Source organism: Pelomonas sp. CA6 (genome assembly GCF_022549225.1).
In the GTDB taxonomy this organism is placed as follows: Bacteria; Pseudomonadota; Gammaproteobacteria; order Burkholderiales; family Burkholderiaceae_C; genus Roseateles.
In genome coordinates, this window is sequence record NZ_JAKZFD010000005.1 from 77,540 (window position 1) to 96,859 (window position 19,320).

17 protein-coding genes are annotated in these 19,320 nt (G+C 71.8%); 11 read left to right on the forward strand and 6 right to left on the reverse strand.

The features are described 5' to 3' along the window. Positions 1-81 precede the first annotated feature (81 nt). Genes nudB through clsB form a run of 3 tightly spaced genes read left to right on the forward strand, consistent with a single transcriptional unit; the run spans position 82 to position 2,686 of the window. Positions 82-573 (forward strand): dihydroneopterin triphosphate diphosphatase, encoded by a 492-nt coding sequence (nudB, locus tag LZ017_RS10115; protein ID WP_241396701.1) that lies wholly within the window; start codon positions 82-84, stop codon positions 571-573. Further along, positions 573-1,382, forward strand: a complete 810-nt coding sequence (locus LZ017_RS10120) for an endonuclease/exonuclease/phosphatase family protein (RefSeq protein WP_241396702.1) — start codon at positions 573-575, stop codon at positions 1,380-1,382. Before nudB ends, LZ017_RS10120 begins: the two co-directional genes overlap by 1 nt. Continuing rightward, positions 1,379-2,686 (forward strand): cardiolipin synthase ClsB, encoded by a 1,308-nt coding sequence (gene clsB / locus LZ017_RS10125; protein WP_241396703.1) that lies wholly within the window; start codon positions 1,379-1,381, stop codon positions 2,684-2,686. Before LZ017_RS10120 ends, clsB begins: the two co-directional genes overlap by 4 nt. 106 nt (positions 2,687-2,792) lie before the next feature. On the opposite strand, the gene LZ017_RS10130 is transcribed toward clsB, so the two are convergent. From LZ017_RS10130 to hutU, 3 genes are all read right to left on the reverse strand, one after another. Then, the gene (locus tag LZ017_RS10130) at positions 2,793-3,932 is read right to left on the reverse strand and encodes an ABC transporter substrate-binding protein (RefSeq protein ID WP_241396704.1); all 1,140 of its coding nucleotides are present in this window, start codon (positions 3,930-3,932) and stop codon (positions 2,793-2,795) included. A 60-nt stretch (positions 3,933-3,992) separates the two neighbouring features. Beyond that, positions 3,993-5,540 (reverse strand): histidine ammonia-lyase, encoded by a 1,548-nt coding sequence (gene hutH, locus LZ017_RS10135; protein ID WP_241396705.1) that lies wholly within the window; start codon positions 5,538-5,540, stop codon positions 3,993-3,995. A gap of 109 nt (positions 5,541-5,649) precedes the next feature. Continuing rightward, positions 5,650-7,329 (reverse strand): urocanate hydratase, encoded by a 1,680-nt coding sequence (hutU, locus tag LZ017_RS10140; RefSeq protein WP_241396706.1) that lies wholly within the window; start codon positions 7,327-7,329, stop codon positions 5,650-5,652. A gap of 126 nt (positions 7,330-7,455) precedes the next feature. On the opposite strand from hutU, the gene hutC reads away from it, so the two are divergent. The 6 genes from hutC (at position 7,456) to LZ017_RS10170 (ending at position 13,828) form a co-directional block, all read left to right on the forward strand. After that, a complete protein-coding gene (hutC, locus tag LZ017_RS10145; protein ID WP_241396707.1) occupies positions 7,456-8,178 on the forward strand; it encodes a histidine utilization repressor in 723 nt (240 codons plus the stop codon). Beyond that, positions 8,175-8,735, forward strand: a complete 561-nt coding sequence (locus tag LZ017_RS10150; RefSeq protein WP_241396708.1) for a HutD family protein — start codon at positions 8,175-8,177, stop codon at positions 8,733-8,735. Before hutC ends, LZ017_RS10150 begins: the two co-directional genes overlap by 4 nt. Continuing rightward, complete coding sequence (gene hutI, locus LZ017_RS10155; RefSeq protein WP_241396709.1) at positions 8,732-9,943, forward strand: imidazolonepropionase; 1,212 nt, start codon at positions 8,732-8,734, stop codon at positions 9,941-9,943. Before LZ017_RS10150 ends, hutI begins: the two co-directional genes overlap by 4 nt. A 23-nt stretch (positions 9,944-9,966) precedes the next feature. After that, positions 9,967-10,797 carry an N-formylglutamate deformylase gene (gene hutG, locus LZ017_RS10160; protein ID WP_241396710.1) on the forward strand — a complete coding sequence of 277 codons (831 nt, stop codon included), beginning with the start codon at positions 9,967-9,969 and terminating at the stop codon, positions 10,795-10,797. Continuing rightward, the gene (gene hutF, locus LZ017_RS10165; RefSeq protein WP_241396711.1) at positions 10,794-12,167 is read left to right on the forward strand and encodes a formimidoylglutamate deiminase; all 1,374 of its coding nucleotides are present in this window, start codon (positions 10,794-10,796) and stop codon (positions 12,165-12,167) included. Before hutG ends, hutF begins: the two co-directional genes overlap by 4 nt. Positions 12,168-12,271: 104 nt before the next feature. After that, entirely contained in the window at positions 12,272-13,828 is a 1,557-nt protein-coding gene (locus LZ017_RS10170; protein ID WP_241396712.1) for a methyl-accepting chemotaxis protein, read from the forward strand. Between the two features lie 16 nt (positions 13,829-13,844). Here the strand turns inward: LZ017_RS10170 and LZ017_RS22265 are convergent, their stop codons facing one another. Further along, positions 13,845-15,485 carry a diguanylate cyclase gene (locus tag LZ017_RS22265; RefSeq protein WP_241396713.1) on the reverse strand — a complete coding sequence of 547 codons (1,641 nt, stop codon included), beginning with the start codon at positions 15,483-15,485 and terminating at the stop codon, positions 13,845-13,847. Between the two features lie 152 nt (positions 15,486-15,637). On the opposite strand from LZ017_RS22265, the gene LZ017_RS10180 reads away from it, so the two are divergent. Together LZ017_RS10180 and LZ017_RS10185 are read left to right on the forward strand one after the other, a co-directional pair. Next, entirely contained in the window at positions 15,638-16,447 is an 810-nt protein-coding gene (locus LZ017_RS10180; protein ID WP_241396714.1) for a DUF429 domain-containing protein, read from the forward strand. Positions 16,448-16,537: 90 nt separating this feature from the next. Further along, entirely contained in the window at positions 16,538-17,437 is a 900-nt protein-coding gene (locus LZ017_RS10185) for a ketopantoate reductase family protein (protein WP_241396931.1), read from the forward strand. Positions 17,438-17,452: 15 nt separating this feature from the next. Here the strand turns inward: LZ017_RS10185 and rocF are convergent, their stop codons facing one another. Both rocF and LZ017_RS10195 read right to left on the reverse strand, forming a co-directional pair. After that, positions 17,453-18,373 carry an arginase gene (rocF, locus tag LZ017_RS10190; RefSeq protein WP_241396715.1) on the reverse strand — a complete coding sequence of 307 codons (921 nt, stop codon included), beginning with the start codon at positions 18,371-18,373 and terminating at the stop codon, positions 17,453-17,455. Positions 18,374-18,384: 11 nt separating this feature from the next. Then, positions 18,385-19,275, reverse strand: a complete 891-nt coding sequence (locus LZ017_RS10195; protein WP_241396716.1) for an LOG family protein — start codon at positions 19,273-19,275, stop codon at positions 18,385-18,387. Between the last annotated feature and the right edge of the window lie 45 nt (positions 19,276-19,320).

Here is a 19,320-nt window from a genome sequence, read left to right on the forward strand (position 1 = left end):
CGCGCGCCGTGTGGGTGCGAGGCCTCTCTGGCCACACCCGCGCCGCGAGGCCGGTCATGTGCGCTGGGATATGCTTTGCGCATGACCGAGGCTGTGACACGTCCCTACAAAATTCCCGAGTCGGTGCTGGTCGTGGTGCACACGCCGGACCTGCAGGTGCTGATGCTGGAGAGGGCCGACCGCCCGGGCTTCTGGCAGTGCGTGACCGGCTCCAAGGACGCGCCCGACGAGCCGCTGGCCTGGACGGCGCAGCGCGAGGTCGCCGAGGAAACCGGCATCGCCGCGCAAGACCTGCCCCCCGGCGCGCTGCAGGACTGGGGACTGGCCAATGTCTACGAGATCTATCCCGTCTGGCGCCATCGCTATGCGCCCGGCGTGACGCACAACACCGAACATGTGTTCGGTCTCACCGTGCCCGCCGGCACGCCGGTACGGCTGGCGCCACGCGAACACCTGCAGTACCGCTGGCTGCCCTGGCGCGAGGCCGCCGACCTGTGCTTTTCGCCGTCCAACGCCGAGGCCGTGCTGCAGTTGCCGGTGCGCCAAGGCGGTGACGGCAAGGAGAGCCGCTGATGCGTGCCCACGCCCACCATGTTCGCCACGAGCCGGCCCAATCGGCCGACGCGCCGCGCCTGAGCGTCGCCACCTACAACATCCACAAGGGTGTGCGCGGCGTCGGGCCGGGCAAGCGGCTGGAGATTCACAACCTCGGGCAGGGGGTGCAGGCCATGGACGCCGACCTGGTCTTCCTGCAGGAGGTGCGCCATTTCCATCACCGCGAGGCCAAGCAGTTCGCCCACACCTGGTTCGGCTGGCCCGACCAGGGGCAGGCCGAGTTCCTCGCTCCGGACGGCTACGAGGTGGCCTACCGCACCAACGCGGTGACGCGCCATGGCGAGCACGGCAATGCGCTGCTGTCGCGCTTTCCCATCGGCGATGTGGGCCACCACGACGTGTCCGACCATCGCTTCGAGCAGCGCGGCCTGCTGCATGTGCCAGTGCACTGGCAGGGGCGGGTGGTGCATGCCGTCGTCGCCCACCTGGGGCTGATGCACAGCAGCCGGGTGCGCCAGGTGCAGCGGCTGTCGGACTTCATCGCCGCGCACGTGCCGCCGGACGAGTTGCTGGTGGTGGCGGGCGACTTCAACGACTGGGGCGAGCGCCTGGACGCGCCGATGCGCGCCTGCGGGCTAGAGCGCGCCGAGGCGCCCGACGGCCGGCGCCGGCTGGCCACCTTTCCGTCGCGGGTGCCGGTGTTCTCGCTGGACCGCATCTACATCCGTGGCCTGCGCTGCGTCGGGCTCAAGGTGCCCCGTGGCCCGGCCTGGTCGCGCATGTCCGACCATCTGCCGCTGCTGGCGGAACTCACGCTCGCGTCATGAAGCGCCGCGGTCCGGCCCAGGCCCAGGCGGCTGCGGAGGCCTCGGAGCCGCTGTTCCCCTGGACCCTCGCCACGCTGCCGCGCTACAGCGGCGCCAATGAGGTGCGGCTGCTGCGCGGCGGCGATGCGCTGTTCCCGGCGCAGAACGAGGCCATCGCCCACGCCACGCACGAAGTCTGGCTGGCGACCTACATCTTCCACCACGACGCGGCCGGCGAGGCGCTGGTCGCGGCGCTGCGCGCGGCGGCGGCGCGCGGCGTGCGCGTGCGGGTGGTGGTGGACGGCTTCGGCTCCATGGGCAGCATGGACTGGCTGCAGCAAAGCCTGGCGGGGTCCAGCGTGGCGCTGGCGGTGTTCCGCCCGATCGACCGATGGTGGCGCTGGCTGCAGCCGGGCCAGCTGCGCCGGTTGCATCAGAAGCTCTGCGTGGTGGATGGACAGCAGGCTTTCGTTGGCGGCATCAACGTGATCGACGACCGGCTGGACGTGCGCCATGGACCCACGGACCGGCCGCGGCTGGACTATGCGGTGGCGCTGCGCGGGCCGGTGGTGCTGGAGGTGGAGCAGGCCGCGCGTGCGGTCTGGACGCGCGCCTGGCTGGGCCACGACTTCGGCGACGAGATGCTGGCGCTGATGCGCAGCGCCTACCCATTGGCGCGCGCCAAGCGCCTGCTGCGCCGGCTGCGCATGCCGCGTGGCCGCCACCTGCGCGGCGGCGGCGAGGGCCTGTCGCCCATGGTCACCGCCTTCGTGCTGCGCGACAACCTGCGTCAGCGCCGCACGATAGAGCGCGCCTACATCGAGGCGATACGTGCCGCCACCGAGCGCGTGGACCTGATCACGCCGTATTTCTACCCCGGGCAGCGCTTCCGCCGCGCGCTGCGCGACGCCGCGCGACGCGGCGTGCGCGTGCGCCTGCTGCTGCAGGGCAAGGTGGACTACCGCATCGCCGCGATGGCGGCCCGCGCGCTCTATGCCGAGCTGCTGGGGCATGGCGTGGAGATCTACGAATACCTGCCGGCCTTTCTGCACGCCAAGGTCTGCGTGGTCGACGAGCGCTGGGCCACGGTGGGCAGCTCCAACATCGACCCGCTGTCGCTGTTGCTCAATCTGGAGGCCAATGTCGCGGTGCGCGACACCGCCTTCGCCGGCGCGCTGGCGCAGGAGTTCGACCAGGCCGTCGCCGAATCGCAGCGCATCGAATGGCGCCAGGCGCGCGGGCTCAGCGGCATGTTCAGCCGCGCGCTGGTGGCCTGGGGGGCCTATGTCTATCTGAGGGTGGCGGGGGCGACGGGGCGGTACTGAAGAGCGCGGCCCCTCGGCCAAGGCCTCGCCTGGCCGACCATCGGCGGGACGCCGACGGCGCTCGGCCCGCGACCGGCACCATTGCCGAGCCGGGTGAACGGGGGCCTCAGCCGCCCAGCACGGCGCGGACGTCGAAGGGGTAGCGGCGCAGCAGCGGGTTCAGCGCGCGGCTGTAGCGGCGGAAGTCCACGCCTTGCAGGCCTTGCTGCTGGCGCAGCTGGACGCGCCGCGCGAACGCGGCGTCGAACTCGACGAACATGGGCAGTTGCAGTTCCAGCCCCAGGTCGGCGAAGTCACGGCCATGGTGGACGTCATGCAGCATCACCAGCGCGAAGGCGCCGGCGAGGAAATGCCCGCCCGACAGCGCGCTGAGCCGGCCCTGCTGCAGCGCCTGCAGCGCCTCGTCGGAAGTGTTGATGGCGGAGAACAGCACCTGCCGCCCGGGCAGGCGGCCGCTGGCTTCCAGGGCCTCCATGGCGCCGAAAGCCATCTGGTCGCTGCCGGCCCAGACCAGGCGCAAGTCCGGCAGCCGTGGCAGCAGGGTGCGCACCAGCTCGCGCGCGCGCTCGCGCTGCCAGTCGGCGAACAGCACCTGGACCAGCTCGACCTCGGCATGCTCGGCCACCGCGCGGCGCATGCCGGCATTGCGCGCGATGGAGACCGGGGTGGAGCGGTCGCCGGCGATCGCCAGCAGCGGCAGCCGTCCCTGGGCGTCCTGGCGCCGCTCGCGCAGCGCCTGCCGGATCAGGCTCTTGGCGGTCTGGTAGCCGGCCTCGTCGGCGAGCGGCTCCAGGCTGCCCAGCAGTCCTGGCAGGCCGTGGCGCGGCGCCCATTGCGCGCGCTCCTGCGGCAGCAAGCCGCTGAAGGCGGCCATGCAGCGGATGCCCGCGGCCTGCAGCACGCGCACGCTGGACACCAGCGCGCCTTTCTCGTTGACGACGACCGCATAGTCCGGCCGCTCGGCGGCGGGGCGCGCCGCGACCTGCTGGGCCAGCGCGATCGCGCGCTGCGGGTCGCGCTCGGCGAACAGCTGCTCCAGCCGCAGCCCCAGCGAATGCGCGGCGGCCTGCATGGCGCGGCCGGCGCCCACCCAGTAGGCCTCGTCCGAGCGTCCCGGGTTGATGAAGACCACGGCAAAGCTCTCGCCATGCGCATGGGCGCGCAGCGAGGGCAGCGGCAGGCAGGCACTCAGCAGGCGGACGGCCCACCGGCGCCGCGACCGGTCGGGTGGAACTACGGGACGCAACGCAAGAACTCCGCGAATTGCGAAGCCCCTATTGTCGCGTCAGTCGTCGAACGGATTGACTCAGCGCAAGACCCGCAGCCCGGTCACTTGCGTCAAAAGGCCGGCAAACGCGCCGGCGTCGACCTGATCCTTGGCGGCGCTGATGGACGGCGCCAGGAAATGATCGCTGGGCATGGGCGGGCAATCGCGGCGCAGCAGCGCATGCGCCTGCTCCAGCGTGGCCGAGCTCTTCAGCGGGCGCAGGAACTCGATGCCCTGGGCCGCGGCGAGCAGTTCGATGCCGATGATGTGGGCGGTGTTGTCCAGCATCGGGCCCAGGCGGCGCGCGCCGAAGGTGGCCATGGAGACATGGTCTTCCTGGTTGGCGCTGGTGGGCAGGCTGTCCACGCTGGCCGGGTGGGCGAGCGACTTGTTCTCGCTGGCCAGCGCCGCGGCGGTGACGTGGGCGATCATGAAGCCGGAGTTCAGCCCCGCGTTGGCGGTCAGGAAGGGCGGCAGGCGCGAAACGCCGGCATCGATCAGCATCGCGATGCGGCGCTCGGCAATCGCGCCGACCTCGGCAATCGCGCAGGCCAGCGCGTCCGCGGCCAGCGCCACCGGCTCGGCGTGGAAGTTGCCGCCGGAGACCATGTAGGCCGGCTCGCCCTCGGGCGCAAAGACCAGCGGGTTGTCGGTCACCGCGTTCGCCTCGCGCAGCAGCACCTCGGCGCAGTAGCGCGCCTGGTCCAGGCAGGCGCCCATGACCTGCGGCTGGCAGCGCAGGCAGTAGGGGTCCTGCACGCGGTCGTCGCCGTCGCGGTGGGACTGGCGAATCTCGCTGCCGGCCAGCACCTGGCGGTAGGCCGCGGCGACCTCGATCTGGCCGGGCTGGCCGCGCACCTCGTGGATGCGCGGGTCGAAGGGGCCGTCGCTGCCGCGCGCCGCATCCAGGCTCAGCGAGCCGCTGACCACGGCGCTGGCGTACACCGTCTCGAAGCGCAGCAGGCCTTCCAGCGCCAGCGCGGTGGAGGTCTGCGTGCCGTTGATCAGCGCCAGGCCTTCCTTGGCCTGCAGCACCAGCGGCACGAGGCCGGCGGCTTCCAGCACCTGGCGCGCGGGCCGCCGCTCGCCGTCCACCAGCATCTCGCCCTCGCCCAGCAGGGCCAGCGTCATGTGCGACAGCGGGGCCAGGTCGCCCGAGGCGCCCACCGAGCCCTGGCTGGGCACATAAGGCACCAGGCCGGCGTTGAACACATCCAGCAGGCATTGCACGACCTCGGGCCGCACGCCGGAGAAGCCGCGCGCCAGCGACGCCGCCTTGGTGGCCAGCATCAGCCGCACCACGCCGGGCGCCAGCGGCGCGCCCACCCCCACGCTGTGCGAACGGATCAGGTTGAACTGCAGCGTGGCCAGGTCTTCCTTGCTGATGCGCGTGGAGGCCAGCTTGCCGAAGCCGGTGTTCACGCCGTAGACCGGCGCGTCGCCGGCCGCGGCGGCCTGCACCACGGCGGCGCTGCGGCGGATCGCGGCATCGGCCGAGGCATGCAGGCTCAGGCGCACGCCGCCCGCGCGGATTTGTCGCAGCTGGTCCAGGGTCAGCTGGCCGGGGGTGATTTCGATGGAGGTCATAGGGGTCTCAGTTCTTGTGCTTCCAAGCGGAGTCCGAGCGTCCGGCGTTGCCGGGGCCTGCGGACGCGCGCCCTGGAAAGGGCGCGCGGAGCGGGTCAGGAGTGGGGCGTCAGCCAGTGATCATGGGCAGCTTCAGGCCGCGCTCCTTGGCGCATTGCACGGCGATGTCGTAGCCGGCGTCGGCATGGCGCATCACGCCGGTGCCCGGGTCATTGACCAGCACGCGCGCGATGCGCTTATCGGCCGCCTCGCTGCCGTCGCAGACGATGACCACGCCGCTGTGCTGCGAGAAGCCCATGCCCACGCCGCCGCCATGGTGCAGGCTGACCCAGGTGGCGCCGCCGGCGGTGTTGAGCAGCGCGTTGAGCAGCGGCCAGTCGGACACGGCATCCGAGCCGTCCCTCATGCTCTCGGTCTCGCGGTTGGGGCTGGCGACCGAGCCGGAATCCAGGTGGTCGCGGCCGATCACGATGGGCGCCTTCAGCTCGCCCTTGCGCACCATCTCATTGAAGGCGAGGCCCGCCCGGTGGCGCTCGCCCAGGCCCAGCCAGCAGATGCGCGCCGGCAGGCCCTGGAAGCTGATGCGCTCGCGCGCCATGTCCAGCCAGCGGTGCACGCCGGCATGGTGGGGGAAGAGTTCCTTGATCTTGGCGTCGGTCTTGTAGATGTCCTCGGGGTCGCCGGACAGCGCCACCCAGCGGAAGGGGCCGCGGCCTTCGCAGAACTGCGGGCGCACATAGGCGGGCACGAAGCCGGGGAAATCGAAGGCGTTCTTCACGCCCTGGTCCAGCGCGACCTGGCGGATGTTGTTGCCATAGTCCACGGTCGGGATGCCCAGGGCCTGGAAGTCCAGCATGGCCTGCACATGCACCGCGCAGCCGCGCGCGGCGGCGGCCTTCAGGTCGGCATGCTGGGCCGGGTCGGTGGCGGCGGCCTTCCATTGCGCCACCGTCCAGCCGGCCGGCAGGTAGCCGTTGATCAGGTCATGCGCCGAGGTCTGGTCGGTGACCAGGTCGGGCTTGATCGCGGTGCCGGCCTTCACCCGCCTCACCAGCTCGGGCAGGACCTCGGCCGCATTGCCCAGCAGCGCGATGGAAACGGCCTTTTTCTCGGCGGTATAGCGGGCGATGCGCGCCAGCGCGTCGTCCAGGTCGCGGGCCTGCTCGTCCACATAGCGGGTCTTCAGGCGGAAGTCGATGCGCGACTGCTGGCATTCGATGTTCAGCGAGCAGGCCCCCGCGAAGGTGGCGGCCAGCGGCTGCGCGCCGCCCATGCCGCCCAGGCCGGCGGTGAGGATCCAGCGGCCTTCCATCGAGCCGCCGTAGTGCTGGCGGCCGGCCTCGGCGAAGGTCTCGTAGGTGCCCTGCACGATGCCTTGCGAGCCGATGTAGATCCAGCTGCCGGCCGTCATCTGGCCGTACATCATCAGGCCCTTGCGGTCCAGCTCGTTGAAGTGCTCCCAGGTGGCCCAGTGCGGCACCAGGTTGGAGTTGGCCAGCAGCACGCGCGGCGCGTCGGCATGGGTCTTGAACACGCCCACCGGCTTGCCGCTCTGGATCAGCAGGGTCTCGTCCTCGTTGAGTTCCTTCAGCGTGGCGAGGATGGCGTCGAAGCAGTCCCAGTTGCGCGCGGCCTTGCCGATGCCGCCGTAGACCACCAGCTGGTCGGGGTTCTCGGCCACCACCGGGTCCAGGTTGTTCTGGATCATGCGGTAGGCGGCTTCGGTCAGCCAGTTCTTGCAATGCAGCTGCGTGCCGGTGGGGGCACGGACGACGCGGGCTTGGCTCATGCTTGTCTCCTCGCAAAGGACGGGTGGCGGTCCGGGCGGCGCGGACGCGGCGCCGTGCTGCCCGTGTTGGAATGGGCCGGACTCTAGTTGTCTATACAAGTAAAGTCAACTACCATCGCAGCCACCATGGTCAACGCCCGCATCGGCGGCCCGGCGCCGCAATACCTCAAGGTCAAGACCCATCTGCGCGAGGGCATCGCGGCCGGCCGCTGGCGGCCCGGCGAGCGCCTGCCGTCGGAGGCCGAGCTGACCGAAGCCTTTGGCGTCAGCCGCATGACGGTCAACCGCGCGCTGCGCGAGCTGCATCAGGAGGGAATGGTCGACCGCGTGCAGGGCGTGGGCAGCTTTGTCGCGCAGCTGCACCGCATCGCGTCCACGCTGACCGTGCGCGACGTGCACGAGGAGATCGCCGAGCGCGGCCATCGCCACGAATCGCGCCTGCACCTGCTGGAGTCGGTGCGTGCCGACGACGAGCAGGCGGCGCTGTTCGCGCTGCGGCCCGGAGCGCCGCTCTTCCACAGCGTCATCGTGCATCTCGAGAATGGCGTGCCCATCCAGTGCGAGGACCGGCTGGTCAACGCGGCTTGCGCGCCGGACTACATGGCGCAGGACTTTGCCCGCGTGACCCCCACCCACTACCTGCTGCAGGTGGCGCCGCTGTCCGAGGCGCGCTACACCATCGAGGCGCAACTGCCCAGCAGCCAGGACGCGAAGCTGCTGGCCATCCCCAAGGGCGAGCCCTGCCTGGTGGTCCGGCGCAGCACGCTGAGCCAGGGCCGGGTGGTCACCGCGGTCCGCCTGGTGCATCCGGGCAGCCGCTACTTTCTACAGGGAGCTTTTCAGGCATGAGCTGGATCCACCTCAGTGCGGCGCAGGTCGCGCCCAGCCCCTGGCGCAATGGCGGCGGCCAGACCCGCGAGCTGCTGGCCTGGCCGCATGCGCAGGACTGGACGCTGCGCATCAGCGTGGCCGACATCACCGCCGACGGACCGTTCTCCAGCTTCCCCGGCGTGGACCGCTGGTTCGCGGTGCTGTCGGGCGACGGCGTGGACCTGCAGGGTCAGGTCTTGCGCCCCGGCGACCCGGTGTTCGCCTTCGACGGCGAACGGGCGCCCGGCTGCCGGCTGCTGGGCGGCGCGACGCAGGACTTCAATGCCATGCACCGGCGCGGCGCCGGCCGCTTCGAGCTGCGGCCGGCCACCGAGGCCCTTGTCCCGCGCTGCGACTGGCTGGGGCTGTTCACCGAAGAGGGTGGGTCGCTGAACCATGGCGGCCGTGCCCGGGCGCTGCCGCCGCGCACGCTGGCCTGGTGCGAGAAGCCGGCGGCTCAGCCTTGCCGCTTTGCCTCGACGCACGGGCGGGGAGGGCCGGGCGCCGCCTGGTGGTTGATCTGGAGCGAGACATGACACAAACAACGCTGTGGCGCGACGCGCAATTGGTGACCCTGACCCCGGCGCAGGGCTGGGGCCTGGTGCCGGATGGCGCGTTGCTGACCGAGGGCGAGCGCCTGCGCTGGGCCGGCCCGCTGGCCGAGCTGCCGGCCGAGTGGCGCGCCAGCGTCGCCGCCGAGCAGGGGCTGGACGGCGCGCTGGTCACGCCGGGGCTGATCGACTGCCACACCCATCTGGTCTATGGCGGCGAGCGCTCGGCCGAGTTCGAGCTGCGCCTGCAAGGCGCCAGCTATGAAGAGATCGCGCGCGCCGGCGGCGGCATCCGCGCCACCGTCGCGGCGACGCGCGCGGCCGACGAGGCGCAGCTGGCCCGCGGCGCCGCGGCGCGCGCGCGCGCGCTGATGGCCGAGGGGCTGACCACGCTGGAAGTGAAATCCGGCTATGGCCTGTCGCTGGAGCAGGAGGCCAAATGCCTGCGCGTGGCGCGTGGACTCGCCGGGCTGGGGCTGAGCGTGCGCACCACCTACCTCGGCGCGCACGCGCTGCCGCCGGAGTTCGAGGGCCGCCAGGACGACTATGTGGACGCCGTCTGCGCGTGGATGCCGCAGTTGCACCAGGACGGGCTGATCGACGCGGTCGACGCCTTCTGTGAACGCATCGCCTTCACGCCGGCGCAGACGCGGCGCGTGTTCGAGGCCGCGCGGCGCCTGAACCTGCCCGTCAAGCTGCATGCCGAGCAGCTCAGCGACCAGGGTGGCGCGCAGCTGGCGGCCGAGTTCGGCGCGCTCTCCTGCGACCACCTGGAATACCTCGGTGAGGCCGGGGTCCGCGCGATGGCCGCGGCCGGCACCGTCGCGGTGCTGCTGCCCGGCGCCTACTACTTCTTGCGCGAGACCCAGTTGCCGCCCATGGCCGCGCTGCGCGAGGCCGGCGTGCCCATCGCGCTGGCCACCGACCACAACCCGGGCAGCTCGCCGGGGCTGTCGCTGCTGCTGATGCTCAACATGGCCTGCACGCTGTTCCGCATGACGCCGGAAGAAGCCCTGCGCGGGCTGACCGTGAACGCCGCGCGCGCGCTGGGCCTGGCCGACCGCGGCCGGCTGGCTGCCGGGATGCGCGCCGACTTCTGCGTCTGGGACGCCGCGCATCCGCGCGAGCTGGCCTATTACTTCGGCCGCAACCCGCTGCGCCAGACCGTGGCGGGCGGCCTTCCGCGCGCCTGACGCCTCGCGAGGAGACTGATCGAATGAAGCACGAGACCTTTGAACTGCGCCCGGGCCGCGGCCCGCTGCTGATCAGCATGCCCCACGTGGGCTCGCTGATCCCCGAGGACCAGCACCACCGCTACGTGGAGCGCGCGCTCGCCAGTGAGGACACCGACTGGCACCTGGAGCAGCTCTACGCGCCCATCGCCGAGCGCCTGGGCGCGGGCCTGCTGATCCCGCGCTATTCGCGCTATCTGATCGACCTCAACCGGCCGCCGCAGGACACGCCCATGTATCCCGGCGCCTCCAACACCGAGCTGTGCCCGACCCGCTTCTTCACCGGCGAGCCGCTCTACCGCGAGGGCCTGGCGCCCGATGCCGACGAGAAGCAGCGCCGGCTGGAAACCTACTGGGCGCCCTACCACCAGGCGCTGCAGGGCGAGCTGCAGCGCCTGCGCCAGCAGCACGGCCAGGCGCTGCTGTTCGAGGCGCATAGCATCCGCTCCGAGCTGCCCTGGCTGTTCGACGGGCAGCTGCCCGACCTGAACCTGGGCACCGTCGAGGGCCAGTCCTGCCGCGCGATCACGCGCGAGGCCATGGGCGTGGTGCTCGGCGCCCAGTCCACCTTCACGCAGGTGACCGACGGCCGTTTCAAGGGCGGCTACATCACGCGCCAGTACGGCCGCCCCCAGCTGGGTCAGCAGGCCGTGCAGCTGGAGATGTGCTATCGCTGCTACATGCAGGAGCGTGGGCTGGGCGAGGCCGGCTACCAGATTGACGAGGCGCGCGCCGCGCAGGTGCGCCCGTTGCTGGCGATGCTGCTGCAGGCCTATCTGATGGCCAACGGTTTCGTGTCGGAGCTCGGCGCATGACGGCGGCCCGCTTCCACGCGCCTCTGGCCTGGCTGCAGGGTCGCTGGCAGCGCCAGGTGCTGCTGGAAACCGACGCGCAGGGCCGCTGGGCGCGCATCGAGGCCGGCGTGGCGGTCGCGCCCGAAGGCTGCGTGGCGCTGGCCGGCCCGGTGCTGCCGGGGCTGGTCGACGCCCACAGCCACGCCTTCCAGCGTGCGTTCGCCGGCCTGGCCGAGCGGCGCGACAGCGACAGCGACGACTTCTGGTCCTGGCGCGACCGCATGTACGGTGTGGCGCTGCGTGTGACGCCCGACCAGCTGCGCGTGATCGCAACCCAGCTCTACACCGAGCTGCTGGCCGGCGGCTACACCCAGGTCTGCGAGTTCCACTACCTGCAGCACCGGCCGGATGGACAACCCTACGAGGATGAGCTGGCCATGGCCTGGGCGCTGGCCGACGCGGCGCGCGAGGTCGGCCTGGGCCTGACGCTGCTGCCGGTGCTCTATGCCCACCAGGGCTTCGGCCAGCGCGGACTGCGCGACACGCAGCGCCGCTTCGCAACCGACGCGGCCTGGGTCTGGCGCGCCTGCGAGCGCATCAACGCGGCCGGCCTGCCCGGCGTGCAGGCCGGCGTGGCGCTGCATTCGCTGCGCGCCGCGCACGAGGACGACATCGCCGCGCTGCGCCGCCTCGTCGGCGACGCGGACCTGCCCATCCATGTCCACGTCGCCGAGCAGCAGCAGGAGGTGCGCGACTGCCTGGCCGCCACCGGCCGGCGGCCGATCGAGCAGCTGTGCCAGCTGGGCCTGGACGCGCGCTGGCAGCTGGTGCACGCCACCCACAGCGAGCCGGCCGAGATCGACGCGGTGGCGCGCAGCGGGGCCGGCGTGGTGATCTGCCCCACCACCGAGGCCAACCTCGGCGACGGCCTGGCCGACCTGCCGGGCTGGCTCGCGGCCGGCGTGCCGCTGAGCCTGGGCTCGGACAGCCAGATCGGGCGCAGCGCGATCGAGGAGCTGCGCTGGCTGGAGTACGGCCAGCGCCTGGGCCTGCAGCGACGCAACGTGGCCGCCGCGCCGGGCCGCCTGCCCAGCACCGGCGAACGCCTGTTCGACGCCGCGCTGCAGGGCGGCGCCCGTCCCGCCGGGCTGGCGGCGCATGGGCTGCTGCCGGGCGCGCGGGCCGACTTCGTCGTGCTCGACGGCGCGGCCGACGGCCTGGCCGGCCTGCCGCAGAGCGCGCTGATGGACGGCCTGCTGTTCGCCAGCCAGGGCCAGGTCTTGCGCGAGGTCTTCGTCGCCGGCCGCCCGCGCTGGCGGGACGGTGCGCCGCTGCTGGCGGCGCGGCGCCAAGCCTTTGTCCAGACCCTGCAGGAGCTCTGGGACGACTGAGCGTTTGGTGCGAAATCCGCACTTCCGGCCGTGGCGCTGGACTGTTAGGCTGTGCGAAAAGAGGTGCCAGGGAGCCGCCATGTTCTCGCCAGCGAGGTGTCGCCATGTGGTCTCTGAGGAACTATTCCATCCGCGCGCGGCTGTTCGCGCTGGCGGCGCTGTCCATGCTGGCCATCGCGCTGATCGCGGCCAACGGACTCTGGAGCCAGGCCCGGGCGAGCGACGATTTCCGTCACTACGTCGCCCATGACGTCGAGTCGCTGGCCCGCCTGGCCGAGGTGCGCGCCGGCGTGGGTAATTTGCGCCGCTACGAGAAAGACCTGCTGATCAACCTGGGCGATCCCCGGGCGGTGGCGCGCTACAAGACGGAGTGGGAGTCGGCCTTCGCCAAGGTGGAGCAGGGGCTGCAGGCCATGGTCGCGCTGGACGTGCCGCAGACCGTGCGCGCGCTGCCGCCGCGCATGAGCCTGGCGCTGGCCGAGTACCGCCGCGGCTTTGACGTCGTCATCGCCCGCGTGCAGGCGCAGGGCTTCGCCGACACCACCGAGGCCAACCGTGCCACCGAGCCGATCAAGGGGCCGGTGCGCGAGATGGACCAGCAGCTGGCCGAGATGACGCGGCGGGTCGCCGAGAACGGCGAGGCGCAGTCGCAGCGCCTTGCGCAGCAGGCGCAGCGCGTGCGCCTGGCGCTGAGTTCGGTGTCGCTGATCGGTGTGCTCTGCATCGCGGTGTTCACCTTCTTCAACGTCCGCTCCATCGTCGCGCCGCTGTCGGCGGCGGTGCGCAGCACCGAGCGCATCGCGCGCCAGGACCTCAGCGAGACGGTGGCGGTGCAGGGCATTGACGAGACGGCCGCGATGATGCGCGGCGTGCAGGGCATGCAACATGCGTTGCGCCGGGTGGTGCAGGGCGTGCGCAGCGCCACCGACAGCATCGCGACCGCGTCGCGCGAGGTCTCCGACGGCGCGCAGGACTTGAGCAACCGCACCGAGCAGGCGGCGTCCAACCTGCAGGAGACCGCGTCGGCGATGGAGCAGCTGACCGCCAGCGTGCAGCACAACGCCGATTCGGCGCGCCGCGCCGACGCGATGGCGGGCTCGGCCGCCGAAGCCGCGCAGCGCGGCGCCGCGGTGATGGGCGAGGTGGTGCAGACCATGGAGCGCATCAGCGCCTCGTCCGCCCAGATCGGCGAGATCATCGCGGTGATCGACGGCATCGCGTTCCAGACCAACATCCTCGCGTTGAACGCCGCGGTGGAGGCCGCGCGCGCCGGCGAGCAGGGGCGCGGCTTCGCGGTCGTTGCCGGCGAGGTGCGCCAGCTCGCGCAGCGCAGCGCCGAGGCGGCCAAGGAGATCAAGGGCCTGATCACGCACAGCGGCGAGAACGTCGCCAGCGGCGCCGCGCAGGTGCAGCGCGCGGGCCAGGCGATGGGCGAGATTTCCGCGGCCATCGAACGGGTCTCGCGCATCGTCGCCGAGATCAGCCATGCCACGCAGGAGCAGAGCGGCGGCATCGCGCAGATCGGCACGGCGATCTCGCAGCTGGACCAGATGACGCAGCAGAACGCGGCGCTGGTGGAGGAATCCGCCGCGGCGGCGCAAAGCCTGCGTCAGCAGGCCGACGCCCTGTCAGAGTCGGTCGCGGTGTTCAAGCTCGCCTGAGCGCCGGCCGCGCCGATCAAAGGCGCTGCAGCACGACCTGGTCGCGGCCGCCGCGTTTGGCGCCGTACAGCGCCTGGTCGGCCGCCTCCACCAGCGCGCGCGGGTCCTGGCCCGGCTCGCCGCAGGCCAGGCCCATGCTGACCGTGATGCGCAGCGCCGGCGCCAGGCTGCCCCAGCCATGCGCGCGCACCGCGCGCAGCAGGCGCTCGCAGACCTCCAGCGCCAGGTCGGGCGGCGTGCCGACGAAGACCAGCATGAACTCTTCGCCGCCCACGCGCGCGATCAGGTCGGCGCCGCGCAGCTGGCTGCGCAGCAGCAGCGCCACCTGCTGCAGCACGCGGTCGCCGGTGCCATGGCCCAACGTGTCGTTGACGTGCTTGAAATGATCGATGTCCAACATCGCCAGCGCCACCGGCACCGCATCGGTCCGCGCGCGCTCCAGCAGCAGGGGCAGCGCGAACTCGGCATGGCGGCGGTTGTGCAGGCCCGTCAGCGCGTCTTCGTGGGCCATGCGCCCCCATTCGGCGGCCTGCTCGCGCAGCTGCGCCTGCTCGCGCTCCAGCTGGCTCGCGCGCTCGCGGGCCTGGCGCGCGTCCTGTAGCGCGTGTTCGGCGCGCGCCTGCGCATGGCGGAATTCCTGGCGGATCAGCATGGCCTCGGTCTGCAGCGCCATGGTGTCGCGCGCCACCTGGCGTTCCAGCTCGGCCAGCGTCTCGTGGTAGTGCAGGGCCTGCTCGAACTGGCCCTGGTCCTTGTAGGCCAGGTACAGCGCGCGGCAGAGCTGGCGGCGGCGGCGCGGCGTCGGGCCGGCTTGCTGGTCCAGCGCCCGCAGTTCGGCGATCGCCTCACCGAGCCGGCCGTTGGCAGACAGGATCAGCGCGCGCTGCAGCCGGGCCTGGACCTGCAGGTCGGGGTAGCCATGGGTCCGCGCCAGCGCTTCGTATTCCTCGATCAGCGGCAGCACCTCGGGCGAGGGCGCCTCGAACAGCCGCGCCTCGGCCAGATTGGACAGCGCGATCGCGGTGCAGAAGCGGCTGTCCATCTGCCGGCCCAGCCGCAGCGACTGCTCGGCGCAGTGCGTGGCCTGCTCCAGCGCGCGGCCGGCGCGACGCCTGTCTTGTTCGCGGCGCGCCTCCTCGTGCACCTGCAGCCAGATGAAGGCGAGGTTGTTCAGGCAGGAAAAGCGCAGCTCGTGGTCGGCCTGCGGGCCCTGCGCGATCTCCAGCGCCTGTTCGGTGTAGTGGCAGCCCTGCTCGGGATGACCCAGGCTGGCACAGGTCAGCCCCAGGCGGTTCAGCGCCCAGGCCTCCAGGTCCGGGCGTCCGGCGCGGCGCGCCTCGTGCAGGCCCTGCCAGGTGGTGTCCAGCGCTTCGCGGCCCATCAGGTACTGGGCATAGACATAGCCCAGCGAGATCAGCGAGGCCGACATCAGCGCCGCGTCGTCGATCTTGCTGCTCAGCGCCACGGCTTCGCTGGCGCGGCGCAGCGCCTCGTGCAGCTCGCCCTGGCGCGGCAGATGGTGGGCCAGCAGCGCCAGAATGCGCGCACGGTCGCGGTCGCGCAACGGCAGGTCCAACTGGGAACGAAGCAGGGCGGTCGCCTTCGCGTACTCTCCGCGCGCCGCCAGGTGCCGCGCCTGCGCCAGTTGTGCCTTCACTCAAACTCCTTGGCCGACGCGCGTCCGGGGGCTAGCCTCATGAGCCCCTTGCCAGTGCAGGCTGACGGCCATGACGCTAGCATCCGGAAGCCCCGCGTCCGCGTCAAGCCCAGACTTGCCTCAATGTCGCACGGACAATGACTTCTTTCCCCATGGACGCCGCCTTGTTCGGCGTGGATTTCTCCAGCGCCCCGGGACCGCGCAAGCCCATCGTCGTGGCCGGCGGCCAGCGCCAGGGCGCGGTGCTGCGTCTCGGCGGTCTGGAGGCGCTGCCCTCGCTGGACGGCTTCGACGACTGGCTGCGTCGGCCCGGTCCCTGGCTGGCGGCGCTGGACCTGCCCTTCGGCCTGCCGCGCGAGCTGGTCGAGGCCCTGGGCTGGCCGCGCGAATGGCTGGCGCTGATCGATCACTACGCCGCGCTGAGCCGGGCCGAGATCCGCGCGCGGTTTGCCGCGTTCTGCGCGGCGCGGCCGGTCGGTGGCAAGTTCGCCCACCGGGCCTGCGACGCGCCGGCCGGGGCCTCGCCCAGCATGAAATGGGTCAACCCGCCGGTGGCCTACATGCTGCACGCGGGTGTGCCACGGCTGGTGGCGGCCGACCTCAGCCTGCCCGGGCTGCGCCAGGGCGATCCGGCGCGGGTGGGGCTGGAGGCCTATCCGGGCCTGCTGGCGCGCGAGCTCATCGGCCGGCGCAGCTACAAGAGCGACGAGCGCGGCCGGCAGACGCCGGAGCGCCTGATCGCGCGCAAGGACTTGGTGGACGCGCTGGAGCAGGGGCGCAGCCGCCTGGGCCTGCGCCTGAAGCTCAGCCATGCGCAGCGCGATGCGCTGGTGGACGACGCCAGTGGCGACAGCCTGGACGCGGTGCTGTGCCTGATGCAGGCGGCCTGGGCGTCCGCCCGGCCGGGCTATGGACTGCCGCCGACCCTGGACCCGCTGGAGGGCTGGATCGTCAGCGCCTGAAGTTCGTCGACAAACGGTCTAGGATCTCGGCTCCACGATGACAGGAGCTTTGCCATGTCCGCCGCTAACGCCCCCGCGTCCGAACCCGTGCTGCGCATCGCCGTGATGGGCGCCGGCGCCGTGGGCTGCTTCTTTGGCGCGCTGCTGGCGCGCGCTGGCCACGCGGTGGTGCTGATCGGCCGCCCCGCCCATGTGGAGGCCGTGCGCCGCGACGGACTGCGTCTGGAGATGAAGGGGCGCGACGAGCGTCTGCCGATGGAGGCCAGCACCGAGGCCCGTGCGGCGCAGGGGGCCGACCTGGTGCTGTTCTGCGTCAAGTCCGCCGACACCGAATCCGCCGCGGCGCAGCTGCGGCCCTGGCTGAAGCCGGACACCTTGCTGCTGTCGCTGCAGAACGGCGTGGACAACGCCGAACGCCTGCGCGCCGCGCTGCCGGGTCAGCCGGTGGCCGCCGCGGTGGTCTATGTGGCCACCGAGATGGCGGGGCCCGGCCATGTACGCCACCATGGGCGCGGCGAGCTGGTGATCGAGCCCGCGCGGGGCGGCGAACGCGTGGCGCGCGCGCTGGTCGCGGCAGGCATCCCGACCGAGGTGTCGGCCGAGGTCCGCGCCGCGCTGTGGACCAAGCTGGTGATCAACTGCGCCTACAACGCGCTGTCGGCCATCAGCCAGCGCCCCTACGGCGAGGTGGTGCGGGGCGAGGGCGTGGCGCAGACCATGCGCGAGATCGTCGCCGAATGCCGTGCCGTGGCCCAGGCCGAGGGCGTGGCGCTGCCCGCCGACCTGGACGAGCGCGTGAGCCGGCTGGCCGACAGCATGCCGGGCCAGTATTCGTCCACCGCGCAAGACCTGGCACGCGGCAAGCCCAGCGAGATCGACCACCTCAACGGCCATGTGGTCCGCCGCGGCGAGGCGCTGGGCGTGGCCACGCCGGTGAACCGCGCGCTGCAGGCGCTGGTCAAGCTGCTGGAGACGCGGCGCGCGGGCTGAGCGCCCGGCCGGCGCTCATTTGCGCATCAGCGTGCTCTTGCCGAACAGCGATTCGATCAGGTCCACGGCGATCAGCGCGGTCTTGTTCCTGACGTCCAGCGCCGGGTTCAGCTCCATCACATCCAGCGACGCGAGGCGGCCGGTGTCGGCGATCATCTCCATGCACAGCTGGGCTTCGCGGTAGGTCGGGCCGCCGGGCACGGTGGTGCCGACGCCGGGGGCGACGTCGGGGTCCAGGAAGTCCACGTCGAAGGAGACGTGCAGATGGGTGTTGGCGTCCAGCGTGGCCAGCGCCAGCTCCATGGTGTGGCGCATGCCCATTTCGTCGATGTAGCGCATGTCGAACACCTCCAGCTCCTGCTCGTGCACGAAGCGCTTCTCGCCCGCGTCCACGCTGCGGATGCCGATCTGGCGCACCCACTTGGGGCTGATCGCCGGCACCTGGCCGCCGATGGAGATCAGCTCCTGCGGGCCGAAACCGCACAGGCAGGCCACCGGCATGCCGTGGATGTTGCCGCTGGGGGTCAGCGCGCTGGTGTTGAAGTCGGCATGCGCGTCCAGCCACAGCACGCGCAGCTTCTTGCCGGTCTCGCGGCAGTGGCGCGCCACCGCGCTGATGGAGCCCAGGCCCAGGCAATGGTCGCCGCCCAGCAGGATGGGCATGCGGCCGCCCTGCAGTTCCTGGTGCACCGCGTCGTGCACCGCCTGGTTCCAGGCCGCGACCTCGCCCAGGTGGCGGTAGCCGTCCACCGGCGGCAGCCAGGGGTTGGAGGGGCCGCTGAGATTGCCGCGGTCCAGCACGTCCACACCATGCCCGCGCAGCGCCTCGGCCAGCCCGGCCACGCGCAGGGCCTCGGGGCCCATGCTGGCCCCGCGGGCGCCGGCGCCCACATCGGTGGGGGCGCCAATCAGGGAAACGGAACGCGCTTGGGTCATCGCAGGCCTCGTCAGATGGGTTCGTTGGAATTCACGTGGTTGTGGTTGCCGATCTCGTACTCCGCCTTCAGCAAGGCCCAGGCCTCCTCGGCGGTTTCGACATAGCGGAAGAGCTGCTCGTCGCCGGGGCTGATCATGCCGGAGTCGATCAGCAGTTCGAAGTCGATCAGGCGCGACCAGAACTCGCGCCCGAACAGCAGGATGGGCCGGCGGCGGCACTTGCCGGTCTGGATCAGCGTGAGGGTTTCGAACAACTCGTCCAGCGTGCCGTAGCCGCCCGGGAAGCACACCAGCGCCACCGAGCGGATCAGGAAGTGCATCTTGCGCAGCCCGAAATAGTGAAAGCGGAAGCACAGCTCGGGCGTGATGTAGGGGTTGGGGAACTGCTCGTGCGGCAGCACGATGTTCAGCCCCAGGCTGCGTCCGCCCGCCTCGTAGGCGCCACGGTTGCCGGCCTCCATGATGCCGGGGCCGCCGCCGGTCACGACATAGATGGGGTGCGGGCGGCTGCCGGTGTTCTCGGTCACCAGGCGCGCGAAGCGGCGCGCCTCCTCGTAGTAGCGGCTCATGCCCAGGCGGCGTTCGGCGCGGCGGATGGCGTCGGGGTCGGCGTCCGCGCGCGCCTGCTCCAGCGCCTGTTCGGCGCTGGCCCGGTCCGGGATGCGCGCGCTGCCGAAGATCACCACTGTGTGCTCGATGCCCAGCTCCTTCTGGATCAGCTCGGGCTTGAGCAGCTCCAGCTGCATGCGCACCGGGCGCAGTTCCTCGCGCAGCAGGAAGTCCTCGTCGGCGAAGGCCAGCCGGTAGGCGGGCAGTTGGCTGATTTCCTGCGGTGCGGGTTGGCGGGCCTCTTCCTCGGCGGACGGGAAGTTGCGGGCGGCGAGCTTGTCGTGGCGGATCATGGTGGTCTGGCCCACGCGGGGCGGCGGTAGCTTAAGGGGCGATGG